Annotated in this window: 15 protein-coding genes; 5 read left to right on the forward strand and 10 right to left on the reverse strand. The window is 56.3% G+C overall.

Features of this window, described 5'->3' with window-relative positions:
- Positions 1–18 precede the first annotated feature (18 nt).
- Positions 19–882 carry a poly(ethylene terephthalate) hydrolase family protein gene (locus HBA49_RS09670; RefSeq protein ID WP_040431346.1) on the forward strand — a complete coding sequence of 288 codons (864 nt, stop codon included), beginning with the start codon at positions 19–21 and terminating at the stop codon, positions 880–882.
- Here the strand turns inward: HBA49_RS09670 and HBA49_RS09675 are convergent.
- The 4 genes from HBA49_RS09675 to glmM form a co-directional block, all read right to left on the reverse strand.
- Complete coding sequence (locus HBA49_RS09675; RefSeq protein ID WP_225866048.1) at positions 871–1,074, reverse strand: hypothetical protein; 204 nt, start codon at positions 1,072–1,074, stop codon at positions 871–873. The two genes, HBA49_RS09670 and HBA49_RS09675, sit on opposite strands and share 12 nt — an antisense overlap.
- Positions 1,071–2,237, reverse strand: coding sequence for a hypothetical protein (locus tag HBA49_RS09680; protein WP_005523919.1), 1,167 nt, complete (start codon positions 2,235–2,237; stop codon positions 1,071–1,073). The genes HBA49_RS09675 and HBA49_RS09680 overlap by 4 nt, the downstream gene beginning before the upstream one ends.
- On the reverse strand, positions 2,222–2,536 hold the full coding sequence (locus HBA49_RS09685; RefSeq protein ID WP_225866049.1) for a hypothetical protein: 315 nt from the start codon (positions 2,534–2,536) through the stop codon (positions 2,222–2,224). The genes HBA49_RS09680 and HBA49_RS09685 overlap by 16 nt, the downstream gene beginning before the upstream one ends.
- 480 nt (positions 2,537–3,016) lie before the next feature.
- Entirely contained in the window at positions 3,017–4,360 is a 1,344-nt protein-coding gene (gene glmM, locus HBA49_RS09690; protein ID WP_005524396.1) for a phosphoglucosamine mutase, read from the reverse strand.
- 953 nt (positions 4,361–5,313) lie between these two features.
- On the opposite strand from glmM, the gene HBA49_RS09695 reads away from it, so the two are divergent.
- Entirely contained in the window at positions 5,314–6,888 is a 1,575-nt protein-coding gene (locus HBA49_RS09695) for an alpha/beta hydrolase (RefSeq protein ID WP_232022421.1), read from the forward strand.
- Positions 6,889–6,959: 71 nt separating this feature from the next.
- Here HBA49_RS09695 and rpsI read toward each other — a convergent pair whose 3' ends face one another.
- Both rpsI and rplM read right to left on the reverse strand, forming a co-directional pair.
- The gene (gene rpsI, locus HBA49_RS09700; RefSeq protein WP_005523923.1) at positions 6,960–7,493 is read right to left on the reverse strand and encodes a 30S ribosomal protein S9; all 534 of its coding nucleotides are present in this window, start codon (positions 7,491–7,493) and stop codon (positions 6,960–6,962) included.
- Positions 7,490–7,933, reverse strand: coding sequence for a 50S ribosomal protein L13 (gene rplM / locus HBA49_RS09705; RefSeq protein ID WP_005519822.1), 444 nt, complete (start codon positions 7,931–7,933; stop codon positions 7,490–7,492). The genes rpsI and rplM overlap by 4 nt, the downstream gene beginning before the upstream one ends.
- A 288-nt stretch (positions 7,934–8,221) precedes the next feature.
- Between rplM and HBA49_RS09710 the strand changes: the two genes are divergently transcribed.
- Entirely contained in the window at positions 8,222–8,389 is a 168-nt protein-coding gene (locus HBA49_RS09710; protein WP_169309388.1) for a hypothetical protein, read from the forward strand.
- Between the two features lie 13 nt (positions 8,390–8,402).
- Here HBA49_RS09710 and HBA49_RS09715 read toward each other — a convergent pair whose 3' ends face one another.
- The 4 genes from HBA49_RS09715 to eccCa form a co-directional block, all read right to left on the reverse strand.
- Entirely contained in the window at positions 8,403–8,690 is a 288-nt protein-coding gene (locus HBA49_RS09715) for a WXG100 family type VII secretion target (protein WP_005524277.1), read from the reverse strand.
- 215 nt (positions 8,691–8,905) lie between these two features.
- Positions 8,906–9,220: a WXG100 family type VII secretion target gene (locus HBA49_RS09720; RefSeq protein ID WP_005524594.1), complete on the reverse strand. Its 315-nt coding sequence runs from the start codon at positions 9,218–9,220 to the stop codon at positions 8,906–8,908.
- A 61-nt stretch (positions 9,221–9,281) separates the two neighbouring features.
- Entirely contained in the window at positions 9,282–10,364 is a 1,083-nt protein-coding gene (locus HBA49_RS09725) for a type VII secretion-associated protein (protein ID WP_005524358.1), read from the reverse strand.
- Positions 10,361–14,251, reverse strand: coding sequence for a type VII secretion protein EccCa (gene eccCa / locus HBA49_RS09730; protein ID WP_225866050.1), 3,891 nt, complete (start codon positions 14,249–14,251; stop codon positions 10,361–10,363). Before eccCa ends, HBA49_RS09725 begins: the two co-directional genes overlap by 4 nt.
- A 397-nt stretch (positions 14,252–14,648) precedes the next feature.
- Between eccCa and eccD the strand changes: the two genes are divergently transcribed.
- Positions 14,649–16,064 carry a type VII secretion integral membrane protein EccD gene (eccD, locus tag HBA49_RS09735; RefSeq protein WP_005523895.1) on the forward strand — a complete coding sequence of 472 codons (1,416 nt, stop codon included), beginning with the start codon at positions 14,649–14,651 and terminating at the stop codon, positions 16,062–16,064.
- Positions 16,061–17,254 (forward strand): S8 family serine peptidase, encoded by a 1,194-nt coding sequence (locus tag HBA49_RS09740; protein WP_005524756.1) that lies wholly within the window; start codon positions 16,061–16,063, stop codon positions 17,252–17,254. Before eccD ends, HBA49_RS09740 begins: the two co-directional genes overlap by 4 nt.
- Position 17,255 lies beyond the last annotated feature (1 nt).

Raw genomic sequence — 17,255 nt, forward strand, 5'->3', positions numbered from 1 at the left:
TCGACTACCCTTAACACCGTGGCTGAGAATCTATCCAAACTGATGAGCAAGCTGTCAAAACGCGGCCCGCACCGAGTCATGGTCGGCAACCTCGACTACGTGGGATTACCGGGAAAACTCTATACCCCATCGGAGGGAAAACAATTGCCGGCCATCGCCTTTGGGCACGACTGGCTCAAAGACGTCAAGGCCTACCACGCGGCACTCCGACACTTCGCCAGTTGGGGAATCGTCGTGGTCGCCCCCAACACCGAAAAAAACTTCAACCCTAACCATCGCGGATTCGCATCCGACCTGGAGACCTGCCTGCAAATCGCCACCGGCGTCAAACTAGGCAACGGTAACGTCTCGGTCGCCCCGGGCCGCCTAGGCCTGGTGGGACATGGCATGGGGGGCGGGGCCGCCGTACTGGCCGCGGCAGGCCGACCCAATGTGGGCGCAGTCGTGGCAGCCTACCCGTCATCGGTAACCCCCAGTGCAGAAGCCGCAGCAGCCTCAGTCACCGCGCCGGGGCTCATCCTAGGCACAGGGGAATATGCGGTGCTTGATTTCGGCAATCCCGCAGCTATCGCGGCGAAATGGAAAGGCGAGGTGGCCTATCGAGAAATCACCGGTGCCGACCAAAGTGCTTTGGCCCACGACCCTGTGGCGAAACTCTTGACTGGCCAGGGCACGAAGGCGAACGTTCGAGAGAAGGTGTGTGGGCTCATCACCGGCTTCCTGTTGGCTACCTTGGGGTCGGATAAAAAGTACCAGGGTTTTACCGCAGCCAACGCCTATGCGAAGAATCCAGTGCCATTCCGTCACACCGCCGATGTGGTGTCGTTCACCGGCTCGAAGCTGCTGGAAAAAGCCGACTTTGCCCAGACGTCATCGACGTAGAATTCCCTTCACTCGACCCCGATGCCGCCGCACCGCACCGCTTTTCGACGTGCCCACCTCCGGTTTCGGCAGTGAGACTCGCTGTTGGGCTTGTATTTCATCGGTGACCATTGCTAGCGATCGCTCAAACTCGGCCATTTGCCTGGCGGTTTCCTGCCGAAATTGATCCACAAACTCCTGATAATCCATCATGACCATGCACCCGCCTTATGCGGTTGAAAACCAACCCGTGGCGGCACCGGCGGGTCCTGTGGTGGCGCTGGCGTTGGTGGAACGCATTGCTGTACCTCTATGGGCATGACCACCTGTGGTGGGTCAGGTGTGGGGTCGGGTTCGGGTGCGGCCTCGGGGATGGGAGCGGGATCAGGGACGGGGTCAGGTGTGGGATCGGGGACTGCTTCAGGCGCGGGGGCCTCGCTAGTCGCTAACGCCTGCCCCCCACCATCGTCCGAGACGGCTATCGTCTCCCCCGTATTTACCCCCGACGTCTCCGGTGTGGCTGGCACCGGCTGCGCAGTAATCACACCAGCATCACGCATTGGGATGGCTGGGTCGGGCTCAAACCCGCCAAAGGCCTGATGGGCTTGATGCAACCCGGCCTCCAGTCCAGCTTGCAACCCCAACTGCACCTCCGCCCGCAATTCCGCCACCATCTGTCCCATATCAGGCACTTCACCGGCGTCGTTCCCACCACGGAAGCCGGCATTACCGATGCTGCCCATACCCACGGATGCAGGCCGGGTGGCAGCTCCATCATGCATCTGATCCAACACATTCACATGCCCATGGAGTACTTTGTCAATCCCACAATTACGCTGCTCATACACACCGCACGACCCAGTAATAGCATGGTCGATGGCCGCGCCGCCTAACGCCACTAACTTCATAAATTGGTGGGGGTTATTCGCTGAATCGATGCCACCTAACACCTCACATACCTTATCCACGCTGCTGGCAGCCTGCGTCGCCATCTGTTCGCATGAATGTTCAGCTTCCTGCCCCATGGTGGTAATGGCGGCAGCTGCCGCATGAGCATCCGACACCACGGTGTTTATCGTTTCGGCATGTCGAGCCCAATCATCCACTAACCGGAAAATCCCCTGGATAAGCTCGTGTCCAGCGAAATCTCCGATGGCGTTTGTCAGACCGGAACGAAACTGGGTGGTGAATTCCTCCGGGCACACCACCATGCCAGAACCTTGTGCAGCCGACAAAAGGCGACCAGTATTGGGTGTTTTCGAACAATCAGCCAGAGAACACAACCGATCGAATGATGCTGGCTTCCGATAAATACCACCAGAAGCCTCGCCCAAAGTAGCAATTGCACCAGCCAGAATGGTCACCGAGGCGTCCATGCTGCATCCCCCATCGTGTGGGCAAAATTAGCATCATGATCTGCGAACCGCCGCACTTCCCGATGCGCGGCAGCGCACGCTTCCCGCAGTGCTGTAACATGCGCAGCCTGGTCCGCATGTAGTTGGGCATAATGATTCCGTAGTGGGGCGGCGAAATCCGCAAACTCGGTGCCTAAGTCGGTGGACTCCAGCTCGGGTGTATCTAGACCATGGGATTTCTGGGCAACAAGATAGTGGTCAATGGCTTGGAAAATGGTTTGGACTTCGTGCAGATCTACCGCAACTGAGTCAAATGGCATGGCAATCTCCTTATAGTTGAACACGTCTACTACATAATTGGACTGCCAGAACCAAATTTTGGGCTACCAAATGCTCTTAGCCATGCATGCAACCCATAAAACCCCATTGCTTCATAAGTGCTGAGCTGGAGTTCTGGTTAGAAGCGTTCCTACACGCCGCGAATCCCCAGGGGTTGGAGGTAGTACAGCCGTTACCCCAGCTCAGCACAATTGTGGCAACCCACCCCACAAACAATAGCTAGTCTGAAGCCCTACGAAACCACGAGCAAACCTCGCAAAACCACCCGAAAACCGCTTTCAGGCCCCCACACACCACCACCCATAGCATAACTGCTGAGCTAGAGTTCCGCCGCGTCCCCCACGCAGCCCCAGGTGGCCCCAGCCGGAATAATACTGCGCATCCACTACTACAGCTCAGCACTTATGAAGCAAACCCCGGATATGGCTTCAACGCCCACCGGGGGCGATGGCGACCAAAAACTAGACGTGAGCAACCACGGCCGCAAGCTTACCTGCAATCCGGCGCGCATTCTCCTCGCTAGACGCCTCAACCATGACACGGAACAGCTCCTCGGTGCCGGAAGGTCGCAATAGGACACGACCGGCATTCCCTAACTCATCCTTTGCCATCTCCATTGCCGCCACCACCTCGGGGTGTGTGGCAATCACTGATTTATCCGACACCGGCACGTTAATGAGTACCTGCGGCAAAACATGCATCACCTCGGCCAGCGTCTTGAGAGACAAGCCAGTCTCGGCCATACGCGACATCAAGGCCAAGCCAGTCAATGTGCCGTCACCGGTTGTACCATAATCGGGCATTACGATATGACCAGACTGCTCGCCACCAAGGCTGAGACCATGCTCATTGAGATCCTCCAACACATACCTGTCCCCCACCTTTGTGGTACGCAAGACAATTCCGACGCTATCCATGGCGAGTCGCAAACCTAGGTTACTCATGACCGTCGCCACCAACGTGGACTTGCGTAATTCCCCGTTCTCCTTCATAGCTACCGCGAGAATAGCCATGATTTGGTCGCCGTCCACCACAGCGCCTTCAGCGTCCACAGCCAAGCATCGATCGGCGTCACCATCGTGAGCCAGCCCCAAATCTGCACCATGCTGTTGAACCGCAGCTCTGACCTGATCAATATGCGTTGAGCCACAATTATCATTGATGTTATAGGCGTTTGGATTGTTATGAATGGCGATTACCTCCGCTCCCGCCGCCTTATATGCCATGGGGGTGACGGAAGAAGCTGCACCGTTGGCGCAGTCCACAACAACCTTGATGCCGGCAAGATTGCGCGGCATGGATTCCTTCAAATGGTCAAGGTAGTGCTGCTGCGCATCCACCGCCTCCTCAATGACCCTACCGACACCATGACCCACAGGGCCGGTCTCAGGCAAGGACTCCATGGTCACTTCGATCTGGTCTTCCACCGCGTCTGGCAGTTTGTGTCCACCCTTGGAAAAAAACTTGATGCCATTATCTGGCATGGGATTATGGCTGGCGGAAATCATGACTCCCATGTCAGCACCATAGAATTCCGTGAGGTAAGCAACGGCAGGCGTGGGCAGCACCCCAACCCGCAACACATCCACGCCGCGGCTGGCCATACCTGCGGACAGTGCAGCCGCAAGCATTTCTCCAGACACACGCGGGTCTCGCCCAACCACAGCCAGTGGGCGGCGTTTAGATGACCGATGATCCACGGTAAGCACCTCAGCCGCGGCTGCCCCCAGCCGTAATGCCAGCGAAGCGGTGAGCGCTTCATTAGCCAAGCCGCGCACACCATCAGTTCCAAAAAGACGAGTCATATTGTGTTCAAATTCCTTGAGTCTACGGACAATCCTCTATAGGATAGCCGCACCCCCAAGAGAAAAAACAAAGCATTCAGGCTTTTCAGACAAATACTAACTGGCGTTCATTATTCCCTCAGAGCCCTCCTCGCTTCCGGAATAAGCACGCCTAATGTAAGTACGTGACCCCTAAGCCCGTCCGATATCAACCAACAATTTAGCCCCCGCCAACTTCCACCAACCCCCATCAAGAACACTAAAAACTGAATTCATTGAGCCGCCTATCGGGCCATTCATCAGATTGGCCAAATATCCTAGATAAGCCCCGCAACACGCACCTGCACATGAGCACCAAGCTGGGGTAACCACTATGCTACTTTCAGACCCTGGGGGTTTGAAACAAATAGAAGCACCTCTAACCAGAACTCCAGCTCAGCACTCATGAAGCTTTAAAGCCCCTCCCCCAAACCTCTCAAAATATATCTCCCGCACCCCAACCGCAAGCCAATCAAAGCATTAGTCCTATTCAATCTCAGCCACTATTAATCTAATAGCTAGAACAAGGAAACCCCTTAAAATACCCCCAGATCTTTCGTCTATTAATATGGTACAGTAATATAAATATTAATAATCAAGGCTTTCATTAAATAATTCTCATAAAACCATGCCCCCGAAATTGGTTATTTTGGCCAATTTTTAGCAGATCACCTACATCAATATTTCTTGTTTATAAATTACACATATAAACCCAAGGTAATTATAATATCCGCATTTTGTGTGTATAATTATCGGATAAGTGACTGCAGAATCATCCGGGCAAAAACTGATTAAAATCGGCGTGATTCTGGGTTATCATGATTTTGAGCCAGATCTGGGCGCGTTTTTCCCTCTGGCAAATGTTTAAGTTTAAAGTTAAGAGATAGTCTGATCCAAAAGCTAATTCTTCCCTAATGGAATTTATAAAAGAAGGCATGGTTATTGTGAAGCATTCGCATGGTTTGGTGGCGACAATCGTTGCCGCCTCTTTGGTTGCTACTTTCATTTCGCCTACCACATCTATCGCATATGCACAGCCTGCTGCTCCTATAAATGGTGCTGGGGCTAGCGCCACCAGCACTACACCCGCAAATCCTGAAGATAATCCTATTGGTACTCAGGGTGACCCTAATGCCCAGCCGGGGTCGCCAAGCACGGAGCCTAAGGCCCAACCAAACCAGCCGAATGGCGCACAATCAGGCACAAATCCTTCGGAGGGTAATAAAGCCGGTTCCAGCAGTTCGGGTGACAAAGACAAGATTGGGAGCGTCGATGCTGGATCGTCGTTAGCGGATAACCTGGCCAATAAGGATCGGGACAAGGAGGGCAGTCTAGAAAAGAATGGCAGCGCCAATAATGTGCTGCATGGCCCAAATTCCAAGACCGATGATCCCAAAGCCAAGGCGGAACCATCCAGTTATGGCCCATTCGCGCATTTTCTTCGCACCATTCTAGCCAGTGGCACGAATGCTAAAAGCTCGACCGGTAAGGGGTTGAAGTTTTTATTGGGATTGTTGAACCTGTTGGGTTTGGGGCATTGGAAGTTCCCAGACCGGTTCCGGGATCACCATTCCGAGTATCCATTGCCCACGGATGATTCAATCACGGAACTCAAGGTAGTGGATAAGCAGGATGAATTCGATGGCCGAGTGCAACGGTGGTCAATTCAGTCGCCGACGATGAAACGCATCGTCGAAGTTGAGGTGATGGCACAGCCTAATGCTGCTACCCCAGCCCCAATGTTGTATCTGCTTGATGGGGTGAGTGCGCCCCGGGTGTCGGGATGGTTTGGTCCCGGCGATATCATTAACCGGCTGGGCAATGAGAACGTAACGGTGGTCGCCCCCACCCAAGGCAATGGTAGCTTCTATGCGGATTGGTCGAATACCGATCCGAGCCTGGGCTATATGAAATGGGAGACGTTTATCACGGAGGAATTGCCGCGGGTCTTGGAGGCTCCACAGGCAGATTCGCGCATTAACTTCAATGGCAAGCGCGGTATCGGTGGGCTATCTATGGGCGCATCGGGTGCGGTTCGGATTGCTGCGAAGAATCCCAATTTATTCCATGGTGTGTTTGGTCTGTCGGGTTGCTATTCCACGGTGTCGCAGTTTGGTCGGACCACGATTGAGAGCACGATTAAGGGCCAGGATGGCAACCCATCCAATATTTGGGGACCGTTTGGCAGCTCGGAGTGGCGGGCTAATGATGTGACGTTGCACCCTGAGGGGTTGCGGTCCATGCCGGTGTTCTTGTCTAATGCCAGCGGTAAGATCACGAAGGAGCAGCTCCAGAAGGACAACGGGTTGCCGTTCTATGACACGTCGTTGGGTGCCACATTGGAACATGTGACGTTGGAGTGCACTAAGGATTTGGAAAAGGTCATGGATCGTAATGGCATGACAAATAAGAAGGTTGTGTATATTCAGTCGGGTATTCACCGGTGGAATGACACGTTTACCAGCCAGATTCTGCCCGCATGGGAGTATTTAAAGCCGTCGTTGCAGTAAGCTTATCGACGCAAAAACCGCCCACCCCGTAAACCCCGGGGCGGGCGGTTTTTTGGTATTCCGCGTAGGTTTTAACGCTTGGAGTATTGCGGTGCACGGCGGGCCTTGTGCAGACCGGCCTTCTTGCGTTCCACGGCACGGGCGTCACGGGTCAGGAAGCCAGCCTTCTTCAGGGCTGGGCGATCTGCCGGATTATAGATGTTGAGGGCCCGGGCGATAGCCAGTCGGAAAGCACCTGCCTGACCGGTGGGGCCGCCACCGGTGAGGTTAGCGTGAATGTCGAATTGGCCGTCACGGTCGATGAGCACCAAGGGTGCCTTGATGAGCTGCTGGTGCAGCTTGTTGGGGAAGTATTCTTCCAGGGTACGGCCGTTGCAGACGAATTGGCCGGAGCCTTCCACCATGCGCACCCGAACAATGGCGCGCTTACGGCGACCAACGGTTTGGATGGGGCCTTCGTGGTAGGTAGGCAGGTCTGCCTCAATCTCGGTTTCCGTAACCATGATTTCACCAATGGTGTTGGTGAATTCTTCGGTTGCGGCGGCTGCGGCAGCGATGTCAGCTGCATCGGCCTCAAAGTCTTCGGTTACGTTATTGTCACTCACTGGGCCACCTGCTTGATCTCATAGGTTTCTGGCTTCTGGGCAGCATAAGGGTGCTCGGAACCGGCAAACACGTGCAGCTTCTTGGCGGAGGCACGGCTGAGCCGGTTGTGGGGCATCATGCCCCGGATGGATTCTTCGATCACACGAGCCGGGTGCAGTTCCAGGGACCGGCCGAGGGTCATGACCTTCAAACCACCCGGGTAACCGGAGTGACGATACCGGAACTCACGTTCCCGCTTGTTGGACGAGACACGCACCTTGTCGGCGTTGATGATGATGACATGGTCGCCACAGTCAACGTTGGGGGTGAAATATGGTTTACGCTTGCCGCGGAGCAGGTCAGCTGCGGTTACAGCCAGGCGACCCAGCACCACATCAGTGGCATCGATGACATACCACTTACGGGTAATGTCACCAGCCTTGGGGTGATAAGTAGACACTGATGACTCCTTTTAAGTCTGTCTAGAACTGCCAGCCGTTATGCGTGTGAAGCCGGTATCAGAAATCGGCGGCCGGTGGAGACCCGATTTCGGCGTTAAATCACACAGATTCACAATCCTATATCAATGCTGCTTAAATGCCAAAGTTGTGGTACTGAAAATCGAAATATTGGGGTTTGGCACTACCCACCGCAACACCGCGGGCACGGGCTCACGCCCATTCATCGACTGTCACCTTCGACTGCCGCCAGGGGCGGGTAGTGGTTGGGAGCCTGTGCCTGCGGCATTGTGGCAGGTGGTGCAACGTTCACCGGTGCCGACCTGATCGTCATTGGGGTGATTGGGAACCCGCAGAGAACTTTAGGTGGCACCGCAGGTCATCATGATTTCGGCATCAGCCATGACACCGTGGGGATTTATCACCATGACCTGACGTCCCTCGAATCAGGAGGATGAGGACACCATCAGGCTAGCCCCAGGACGAAGTGGCGGCCCGATTCACATCGCTCATGTCATCGTTACCGTTTCGTACTGTCCGGGCGATGGTGTCCAAGATTGTATTCAGCTCATCGGCCGAATGATCCCATTTGGCCTGGGCTTCTTGGTAGGCAGTAGATGAGGATCCTTCCCAGGCAGTAACCATGGGTTGGATTTGTGATTTGAGGGTATGCAGTAGTGAGCCGATACGGCTGGCTGTGGTTTGGATGTCCGCGGCGGCAGCATCAATTTCGCTGAAGCCGTATTTAATGATGTCCATGGGTTACTCCTTGAATGTAGGTTGGTGAGGGTCTGATGATGGGGCACTGGAGGGGATCGATGCCCCGTCATCACGTGGTTGGGCCAACTTCACACTGATGGCAAATAATTCGATGGGAAGCCATCATGGTGACCGTTGGCAAGGTTGGTATGTTCCGTAATGTTGCGTCGGTTGCCGCAGGTGATGTGTGGTATTGGGATGTCTATCAGTATGAGTTACAGGACCAGTCCGCCTCCCACATGGTTGAGTGATTGCGCATTGCTGGTTTCCACGTTTTCGAAGGCGCGAGCATTAGCGCGAATATTTTCGCCGATGCTTGTGAGCGCATCGCTTAAGTCTTTGGCGTTGGTATCCCACCGTTGCATGAGCTCGTCGAAGGAGGCTTGGGCTTGACCGCTCCAGGCGCCGCGGAGGCCATCAACCACGCCGCGGAGACGAGAGAGCTCGGATTGCACCTCACTATTGGTGTTGTCGACCTGTCCTGCGGTGGTGACCATGACGTCGGCTTCGGTGCGGAAAGTATTGCTCACTTTCGTTCCTTTCTATTGAATTGGTGTACATATAGTTGGACTGAAAAATCCCAGTTTTGGGCTAGTGACGGATGGTGAGTGTTTCGGCGGCCTTCCGACAGGTGGCGCGTTGCGGCAGATTCGCGGCGGCTGTTCGGGTATGGCAGCCCAACGAAAAAACATGGCCGGCGTCGATCCACACGATCCAGTGGACGGTGGAACCATCGCCGGGGTTTTCGATGTAGTTTTTCTCCTGGCCGCGGCCGATTCCTAATGATTCGGCGGGGGTGAGGGTTGGATCACCGTTGATTGTGGCATCCAGCTCGGCAAATATTGCCGTGGGGTCGGCGTCGAAAAGCGGGTCGATGGCCATGGTGACCCGCAGATTTTCGTCGGCGCCGCGACCAATGAGCATGCCGGGTTTATCGGGCTGTTCCTCGATGCGGTAATCGTGCGGTAGCCCTACCTGGATGTTTCCATGCTCCATTGTGATGGTGCTGGTATTGCTTGTCGACGCTGGTTTCTGGGGAACAGCCGCGAGCTGGGACGTTGGGGATGGACGCGCGCTGGCCTGCGGGAGCGTGGGCGGCGGCGAGCCCGGACCGACCGCCCACAGGGACACGCCGCAGATCAGCACGATGACGCCGGCTATGGCGAGGTAGAGGTAAATATTGCCACGAGTAGCTTCCGGGGAATTCGGACGGGAAATCCGGGGGAACACAGATGTCAGCAATGTGTTATCAACATCACATGATTCCGGCGCGGCCGACAGCGACGTCTGTAACGCTGAATCCTCATCGTCATCATCAACACCATCAGGATCGTATGTCACATCATTATCATCGTTCACATCATCGTCGTAATAGTCGTAATCGCCATCGGCCATATCAGTGGCAGAGGTATCGATGTCGGATACCACCGTGACATTTTCTGCTTGCAACCCCACAACGAGGTTATAGCAATATTCCTCCGGACCTTTGACCTGGATGGTGACGTTCGGCCATTGGGCATGCAACTGCCCCCTGGCCTCTGCTATCACATCAGCCACCTGCGTGCCGGCAACAATGCCGCTGCCGGTCAGATCATAGCGGTAGCTATCGGTCTCACCTTCGAACACAATGGCGGTTTCGTAGACGAGAATGGTGAGGTCAATGGGAGCGCTCATGATGCCTTCGCCTCCGTGGCCTCCAGCATGTCAGCTGCCGCAATCTGGATAAGGCCCTGCTGCGTACCGTGGTGGATCATCACACCTCGGCCGGGTGGCTGCGGCTTCAACCGCACCCCAAACAGTGGCCCATCATCCTTGTCCGCGTCCAGCACAATAATGAACGGCGACTGGTCCTTGATCTCCGCCAGAAACGGCTGGAAGAGGGCCCGCACGCAGCCGCCGGATTTGCGGGTAATCACCACGTGCAACCCCACGTCCCGGGCGTGCGGCAACACCGACAGCAGTGGCGCAAACGCCATGTCGGCCACCAGGTCCAGGTTGTCAACGATGAGGAAGATGTCGGGCCCGGTCCACCAGGAGCGGTCTTTTAATTGTTGGGGTGTGACCTCGGCGGATGGCAGGCGCTCTTCCAGGGTAATTTTCATCGCCGCCACGAGTTTCTCGGTTTCCTGGGTACTGGCACTGTAGCCGGCCAACATGTCCGGGTCGATGGCCCCCAGGTGGCTGCGCCGATGGTCGATGACTATGAGTCGGGCGCGTTCCCGACCGATCTGGGTCAGGCCAGCAATGATTGTGGATATGAGCGTCGACTTCCCGGATTCCTGCGCTCCGATGCACACTATGTGCTGGCTAGCAAGATAATCCCAGTTCACGGCCCCAAGTTTCGGTCCGCCCACCCCCAGCAGTACAGAATTCTGCTCGGGATCTAGCTGCGGCAGATCCGCAAGCATGAGGCTGATTGGTAAGAGCTTCAGTTGGGGCACCGGCGGCTGATCCGCGACCAGGGAACGCGCTATGAAGGCAACATCCTGTTGGGCGGATAATGCAATCAGCATAGTTTCGCCGCTGCTTGTCAGCCCTCGTCCTGGCAGCGCCGGCACCTTCAGCTGCGCTTTACGGTCGATCAGGGAGTCCATTGGCTCCCCCAGCTTGGTTTCTATGCGCTGCGGGATCAGGTCACGAATGGCCGGACGCACCACGGACCATCGGGTTGCGGTGAGCACTAGGTGAACGCGGGCTGCTAAGCCGTCGGCGACGATACGACCCAGCTTTTCCATGAGATCCTCGTGATCCCCGTGCAGCACATGCCAGCCGTCAACGATGAGAAAGGTATGCCGCGGTTCCGGCTGATCGATAAACCCACACACTTCATCGATGATGCGCGCGATCTTCTCGGTGTCGTGTTGGTGAGCGACGCCTGCAACGTGGGGCAAAAGCGACAGTGATTCCAGGTCGTTACCAGACAGGTCAAGAATGTAAAACCGCAGGTAATCGGTGGTATGGGTGCAGGCAAGCGCCAGGACAATGGTGCGCAACGCGGTGGTTTTTCCGGTCTGGGGACCGCCGCAGATCATGGCGTGCCCCTGTTGGCCGGAGAACTCCAGCACATAGGGGTCTTGTTGTTGCAGGAATGGGCGGTCAATCCGACCAATGGTTGCGCATAATGTATTGGGGGTGACGGACTGCGTGATGATATCGGTCAGGGGGATTGCGGCCGGCAGTGGCGGTAGCCACATGGTGTGGGCGCTCTGGTGCCAGGAGCGCGCCACCACCTGGGCTGCCGCCACGAGGGCGTCGACAAGTGTGCCTCGTGGGTCAGGGATCAGCACATCAGCAGTAATCGGAGCGGTTTCAGATGCGTAGCCAGACCATAGTGACACGTGGGGCCGGTCGCCCAATGCCGCACCGTCGCAAGTTGGTTTGGGGCGCATGAGTTGGCCGGACACGTAAGCGGTTTGAAAGCAAATAAGCTGGTCAGCATCGGTTTTAAGGAAACCCATCCCGGGTTTACTGGGAAGATGGTAGGCATCGGCCACACCAAGCACCTGCCGCGATTCCACCGCGGAGAAGGTTTTCAACCCAATCCGATAGGATAGGTGCGACTCTAAGCCGCGGAGTTTGCCTTCTTCCAGGCGTTGCGACGCCAACAAGAGGTGCACGTGCAATGATCGGCCCAGGCGCCCAACCGCGGCAAAGAGCTCGCCAAACTCATTATGTTGACCTAAAAGCTCGGAGAATTCATCGAGGATAATCAGCAGTGCTGGCATGGGCTCCCATTCGGGATGGTTGCGCAGTCGAACGGCCTCATACTCATCCACGTTGGGAAAGTTTCCCATCTTGCGCAATAGCTCCTGCCGCCGATTCATCTCCCCGGAAATAGCATCGTACATACGTTCGACAAGTATGGATTCGTCGGCCAGGTTAGTAATCACCGCCGAGGTGTGCGGCAAGGCATCTAAGCCCAGGAATGTGGCACCGCCTTTGAAATCCACCAGCACAAAATTGAGGGAATGTGGCGAATGTGTTGCGGCCAGCGCCACCACGAGTGTGCGCAGGAGCTCGGACTTTCCCGACCCGGTGGCGCCAATGCATAATCCGTGCGGCCCCATACCACCATGCGCGGCCTCCTTGATATCCACGATGAGGCTGTGTCCGTCACTGTCGCGCCCAATGGGAACGCTCAGACGTTGTTCGCCCCGCGGCTGCCACAAACGTTCGAGAGTCTGTGGAGTGAAATCGTGCACTCCCAGCAAGGCCGGGAGTCCGGCATGGCTGTCGCGCGGATCGGCACTGGGGCGGGAAAATGGCGCAAGTTTTCGGGCAAAGAGCAGGGCCTCAGCCTCGGTCAAGCCGTCGGGAACACCGAGTTCTTCATCTGCATCTTCAACGTGCACAATGAGTCTTTCGCCCACGGTAAACGATAGGCCGTCCTCTATGACGATCTCAGACAACACTGGCGTGCTGTTATTCACGGTTATGACAATGGTCCACTCGCGTTGCGATAGCAGCTCTTCCAGCTGCGAGGTTGGCACGGTACCGTCGACAACCAACACGGTATAGGGCGCATTGGCTAGCGTGGTTGGGTTTGTATGCGGCAACCACTTGGCCCAGGCCAGGCCCGTGCCGTGGGCCGCGATTCCCACGGTGTCCGGACCATGGCATAACGCAAGCTGGCATATGATAGCCCGCGCCAATGCCAGGGCGGCATCCCTAGACCTAGCATCCTCAGGCGGGGCGTCTCCAGCTGGGGTTTCTTCAGACAATGCCAGGGCATCGAAAGCTAAAAGCTGCACCACAATGGGCATGTCCGGCAGGAAACTCACGGTGTTCACGGCTTGCCTGAGGCTCACCGCGCACACCGGTTCCAGGTCTTCGGCAACCCCAGGATCTCCCACGTCGATAGGGGTGCAAAGGTCGGCAATGCCCAACCCTAACCGCACGGTCATGGTATCCATGTCGCCGTCGGACCGCTCCCACATTCGGGTCGTACCTATGCGCGAACCAAGCTCTTTAGGATCCGGGTAATTATATAGCTGGTGCGCCCGTTGTTCCCCCGCGTTCTGGCGTGCAACCTCCCGCACCAACCCCAAATGTCGAAGATATGTGCGACGAATTTCGTCGGTGTTTTCTCCGGGTGGCGGGCTAAACATCATAAACACGCTCATGAGCATCATGAGGGGAAAGACCAACGTCATAGGGTTCAGTTGGCCACCCATCATGAACATCAATCCGACCATGGACAAAGCGGCAATAACCATGACGATGGGCATGATGAGCCGCATCATCGGGATTGGTTGGGGTTTCGGCGCCTCGGGTGCCGGCTCCGGGGCGATAACCCCGGTAGGTAGCGGCGGTGCGGATTCCCGTTCGCTAGTAGCAATGGGTGGCACAATGGTGCCGTCCACGGGATGCTCGTGTGCGGGAATAATGGGAGGTATTGATCGCGCCGGCGGCGACTCCTCCACTCTCACCGTTTCCGACTGCGGCGGCATATCTGGCAGGTCAGGTTCTTTTTGCCGGTGCCGACCACCACCATGTGGCACTGGTCGCGCAGGGCGAAAAGGCGGTTTGAGCTCGGTTGATGCGTGGATTGTTTGAGTCATGGTCTCCCCTGTTTGTGCGCGCATGCGAATCGTGAACATCCACACCGGGTTCTACCCAGGGCGTGTGCACGACACGTACGTGCAGTTTTATTGGGAGTCCACCTCACGATCCCCATCAAGAGTGGACACAAAACTGATTATAAGCCCAAACACCTTAAAATAAATTGTGTTCTTTCTCATAATGTTGATAGACGAATTTCACAGCTTCGAAGGTAGACAGATAAGAAAAAGAGCGTCACAATGGAAAAGAACATCCTGTTATAGCTTGTGGGTATGCACACTGCATGGGGATGCACTCAGCATTACCCCCAAAAGATAGCACGAATGTTTCTGAGGTAGTCGATTGGGAATTCCTCACTTTCAGCCATGTTTCCACCCAGTTTTCCCAGATTTCACCATGACTACCATCAACACCTCCCACACCCTTCGGCTCACCGTGCGCATCGAGCTTTTCGACGCCTCTACCAGCATAGACCTCACTATCCCGACCAGTAGCAGCCTGGCGGAAATAATCGACGAAATCCTGGCCATTGCCAATCTTCCCACCAACCCCGCACCATGGTGCGCCACCACCGTGGCGGGACAGGAACTCGACCCAACCATCCCCCTGGCTCAATGCCACCTCACCCAGGGCGACATCCTGGTCATCAGCCCCATTACCGAAACCCCCACCCCGGTTGTCCGGGATGCGGCAGAACTCTTGGAAAACCTCACCCAGGCCACCCCACCACCAATCGGCACAGTCTTCTGCGCCGGACTGGCCGGACTATTAGGGCTCATACTCTTGGTGGCGACCCTGCCCGGGGTGCCGCTCATACTGCGGCTGCTCATCCCAGTGGTAGCGGCTCTCGGCATGCTGCTTTGGACACGCAAGCTCTTCTTCACCCCCATCACCGTTGGCGGGATCAGCCTCACCACCCTCATAGCCATAGCCGGCTCCCCCACCCTGCCAACGGGGGCACACATGAGCGATAGCCAATTTGCCCGCATGTGGGCATTAGCATGTGCGTGTGCAGGCATTGTCCTGATTGTTAGCACTCTCCTGCTCAGGTTTATCACCCCGCATATCTCCACCATTAGTACGCTCATCACCATTGGAAGCAGCCTCATCATCATGGCAGTGGGCGCCTGCTTCTATCATCCTCCGCTGATAGCGCTCACCGATCCTACCTGGTCGTGGCTGGTCAATGCGGCCGCCCTCGTAGTCGCAGTAGGAATAATCACGCTGGCGTTTTCGCCCCTCTTATCGATCAAAATCGCCGGCGTCCGAGTCCCACAACTCCCCACCTCTGGGCAGGATTTATCAATATCGGACGCGAACCAGACGGACACCCCACGCCGAGCTCTCCTAGCCCAACACATCCTCGACGGAATCATGATCGGGCTCGGTTGTGTCCTCAGCCCCGCAATAATCGTGGTATGTGGCTGGGCACCACAACGAAACTTCAGCTTTGCCCTAGCCGTCTGCATGTGTCTCAGCCTTGTCGTACACGCCCACCGGCACCACGGGTCGCCCCGCACCTGGTCGCTCTGGATCCCAGCCATGGCGGCAGCATGCGGTACAGCACTATCAGCAAGCCCCCACCTCATAGACAGCACCGCACCACCCGCACACCCTGGCCTCATCATCGCAGCTTTTCTCGTATCCACCATAGTATTCACCGCCCCAGGCTGGGCAAAGCACCTCACCGACCTGGAACCCACCACAGTGGTTTGGGTGGAACGGGCCGAACTGCTCAGCATTGCTGCTTGCCTCCCCCTAGCCCTCCATCTCGTCGGCCTATTCAGCCTGCTTCGTGGAATAGCATTATGATCCGCCGACTTCTCACCACGCTAATCCTATGGATATTAGTCCTCACCCTAATACCGCCACCAACAACCGCGGCAGACCCACCACCAACCACCTCAACGCCGAATACTGCGCCGAAACGCCCAACAGACTGCGCCACAACATTCGCCGCCAACCCGGAACTCATCAAATACCAGGCTGCCGTATCCGACCACTATCGTGACGTCCACAAACTCGCCACCGGAATGGGCGTCACCATAGGCATTATCGACACCGGTGTCGCGCCACACCCCCGGCTACCACCGATCACGGACGGCGGCGACTTTCTCGAACCCAAGGCAGGCGCCACCGTTGACTGCGACGCCCACGGCACCATTGTCGCCGGTGTCATCGCAGCACACGATACTGGAGACGGCATTGTGGGCGTAGCCCCAGATGCCGCAATCATGTCATTTAGGCAAACCAGCTCCCAATCCAAAGAAACTGACACCGGTGGCACACTTGCCACCCTCACCACCGCCATCAACACAGCCATCGACAAAAAGGTGCAGGTCATCAATATTTCGGTGGTATCCTGCTTACCGCCCGGCGCGCCACCGATCGACACCCGAGAATTCGATGCGGCAATACAACGGGCTGAGGAACACGGGATCGTTATCGTCGCCGCGGCCGGCAATATGGGGAACAACTGTCAGCAAGGATCCGTGGTATATCCGGCGCATCACACCATGGTGGTCGGGGTGACCGCCACGAGTGATTCTTACCAACCGACGGAATATTCCATTAAATCGCCCCATCCCACGATCAGTGCCCTGGGAACGGTCTATGCGGGTTTAGATCCGCTTGGCTCCGGGTTGAGCACGGGAATAGTGCAGCACACCACAGTGTTGCCGTTTGAGGGCACGAGTTTTGCCGCACCCATGGTGACCGGCACGGTAGCGCTATTGCGGCAACGACACCCGTCGGCCAGTGCTCAGCAGATTCGAAACATGTTGTTTGCCAGCGTGGATCCGAGCAATGGCACATTAGACATTGGTCGGGTGGTGCAGTATGTGATGGAGACGCAGCCATCCGCGAGGGTAGTGGCGGTCAATGCTCAGCCAAAATCGTCTCCCATACCCATGTTGCGGGTGGGGTGGGTCATGGGAATAGTTGTGGTGATAGTGCTGGTGATTCTTGGATTAAAGCTTCGAACACAACGTCGAAAAGCGTGAT

The organism is Corynebacterium matruchotii (assembly GCF_011612265.2).
Lineage (GTDB): Bacteria > Actinomycetota > Actinomycetes > Mycobacteriales > Mycobacteriaceae > Corynebacterium > Corynebacterium matruchotii.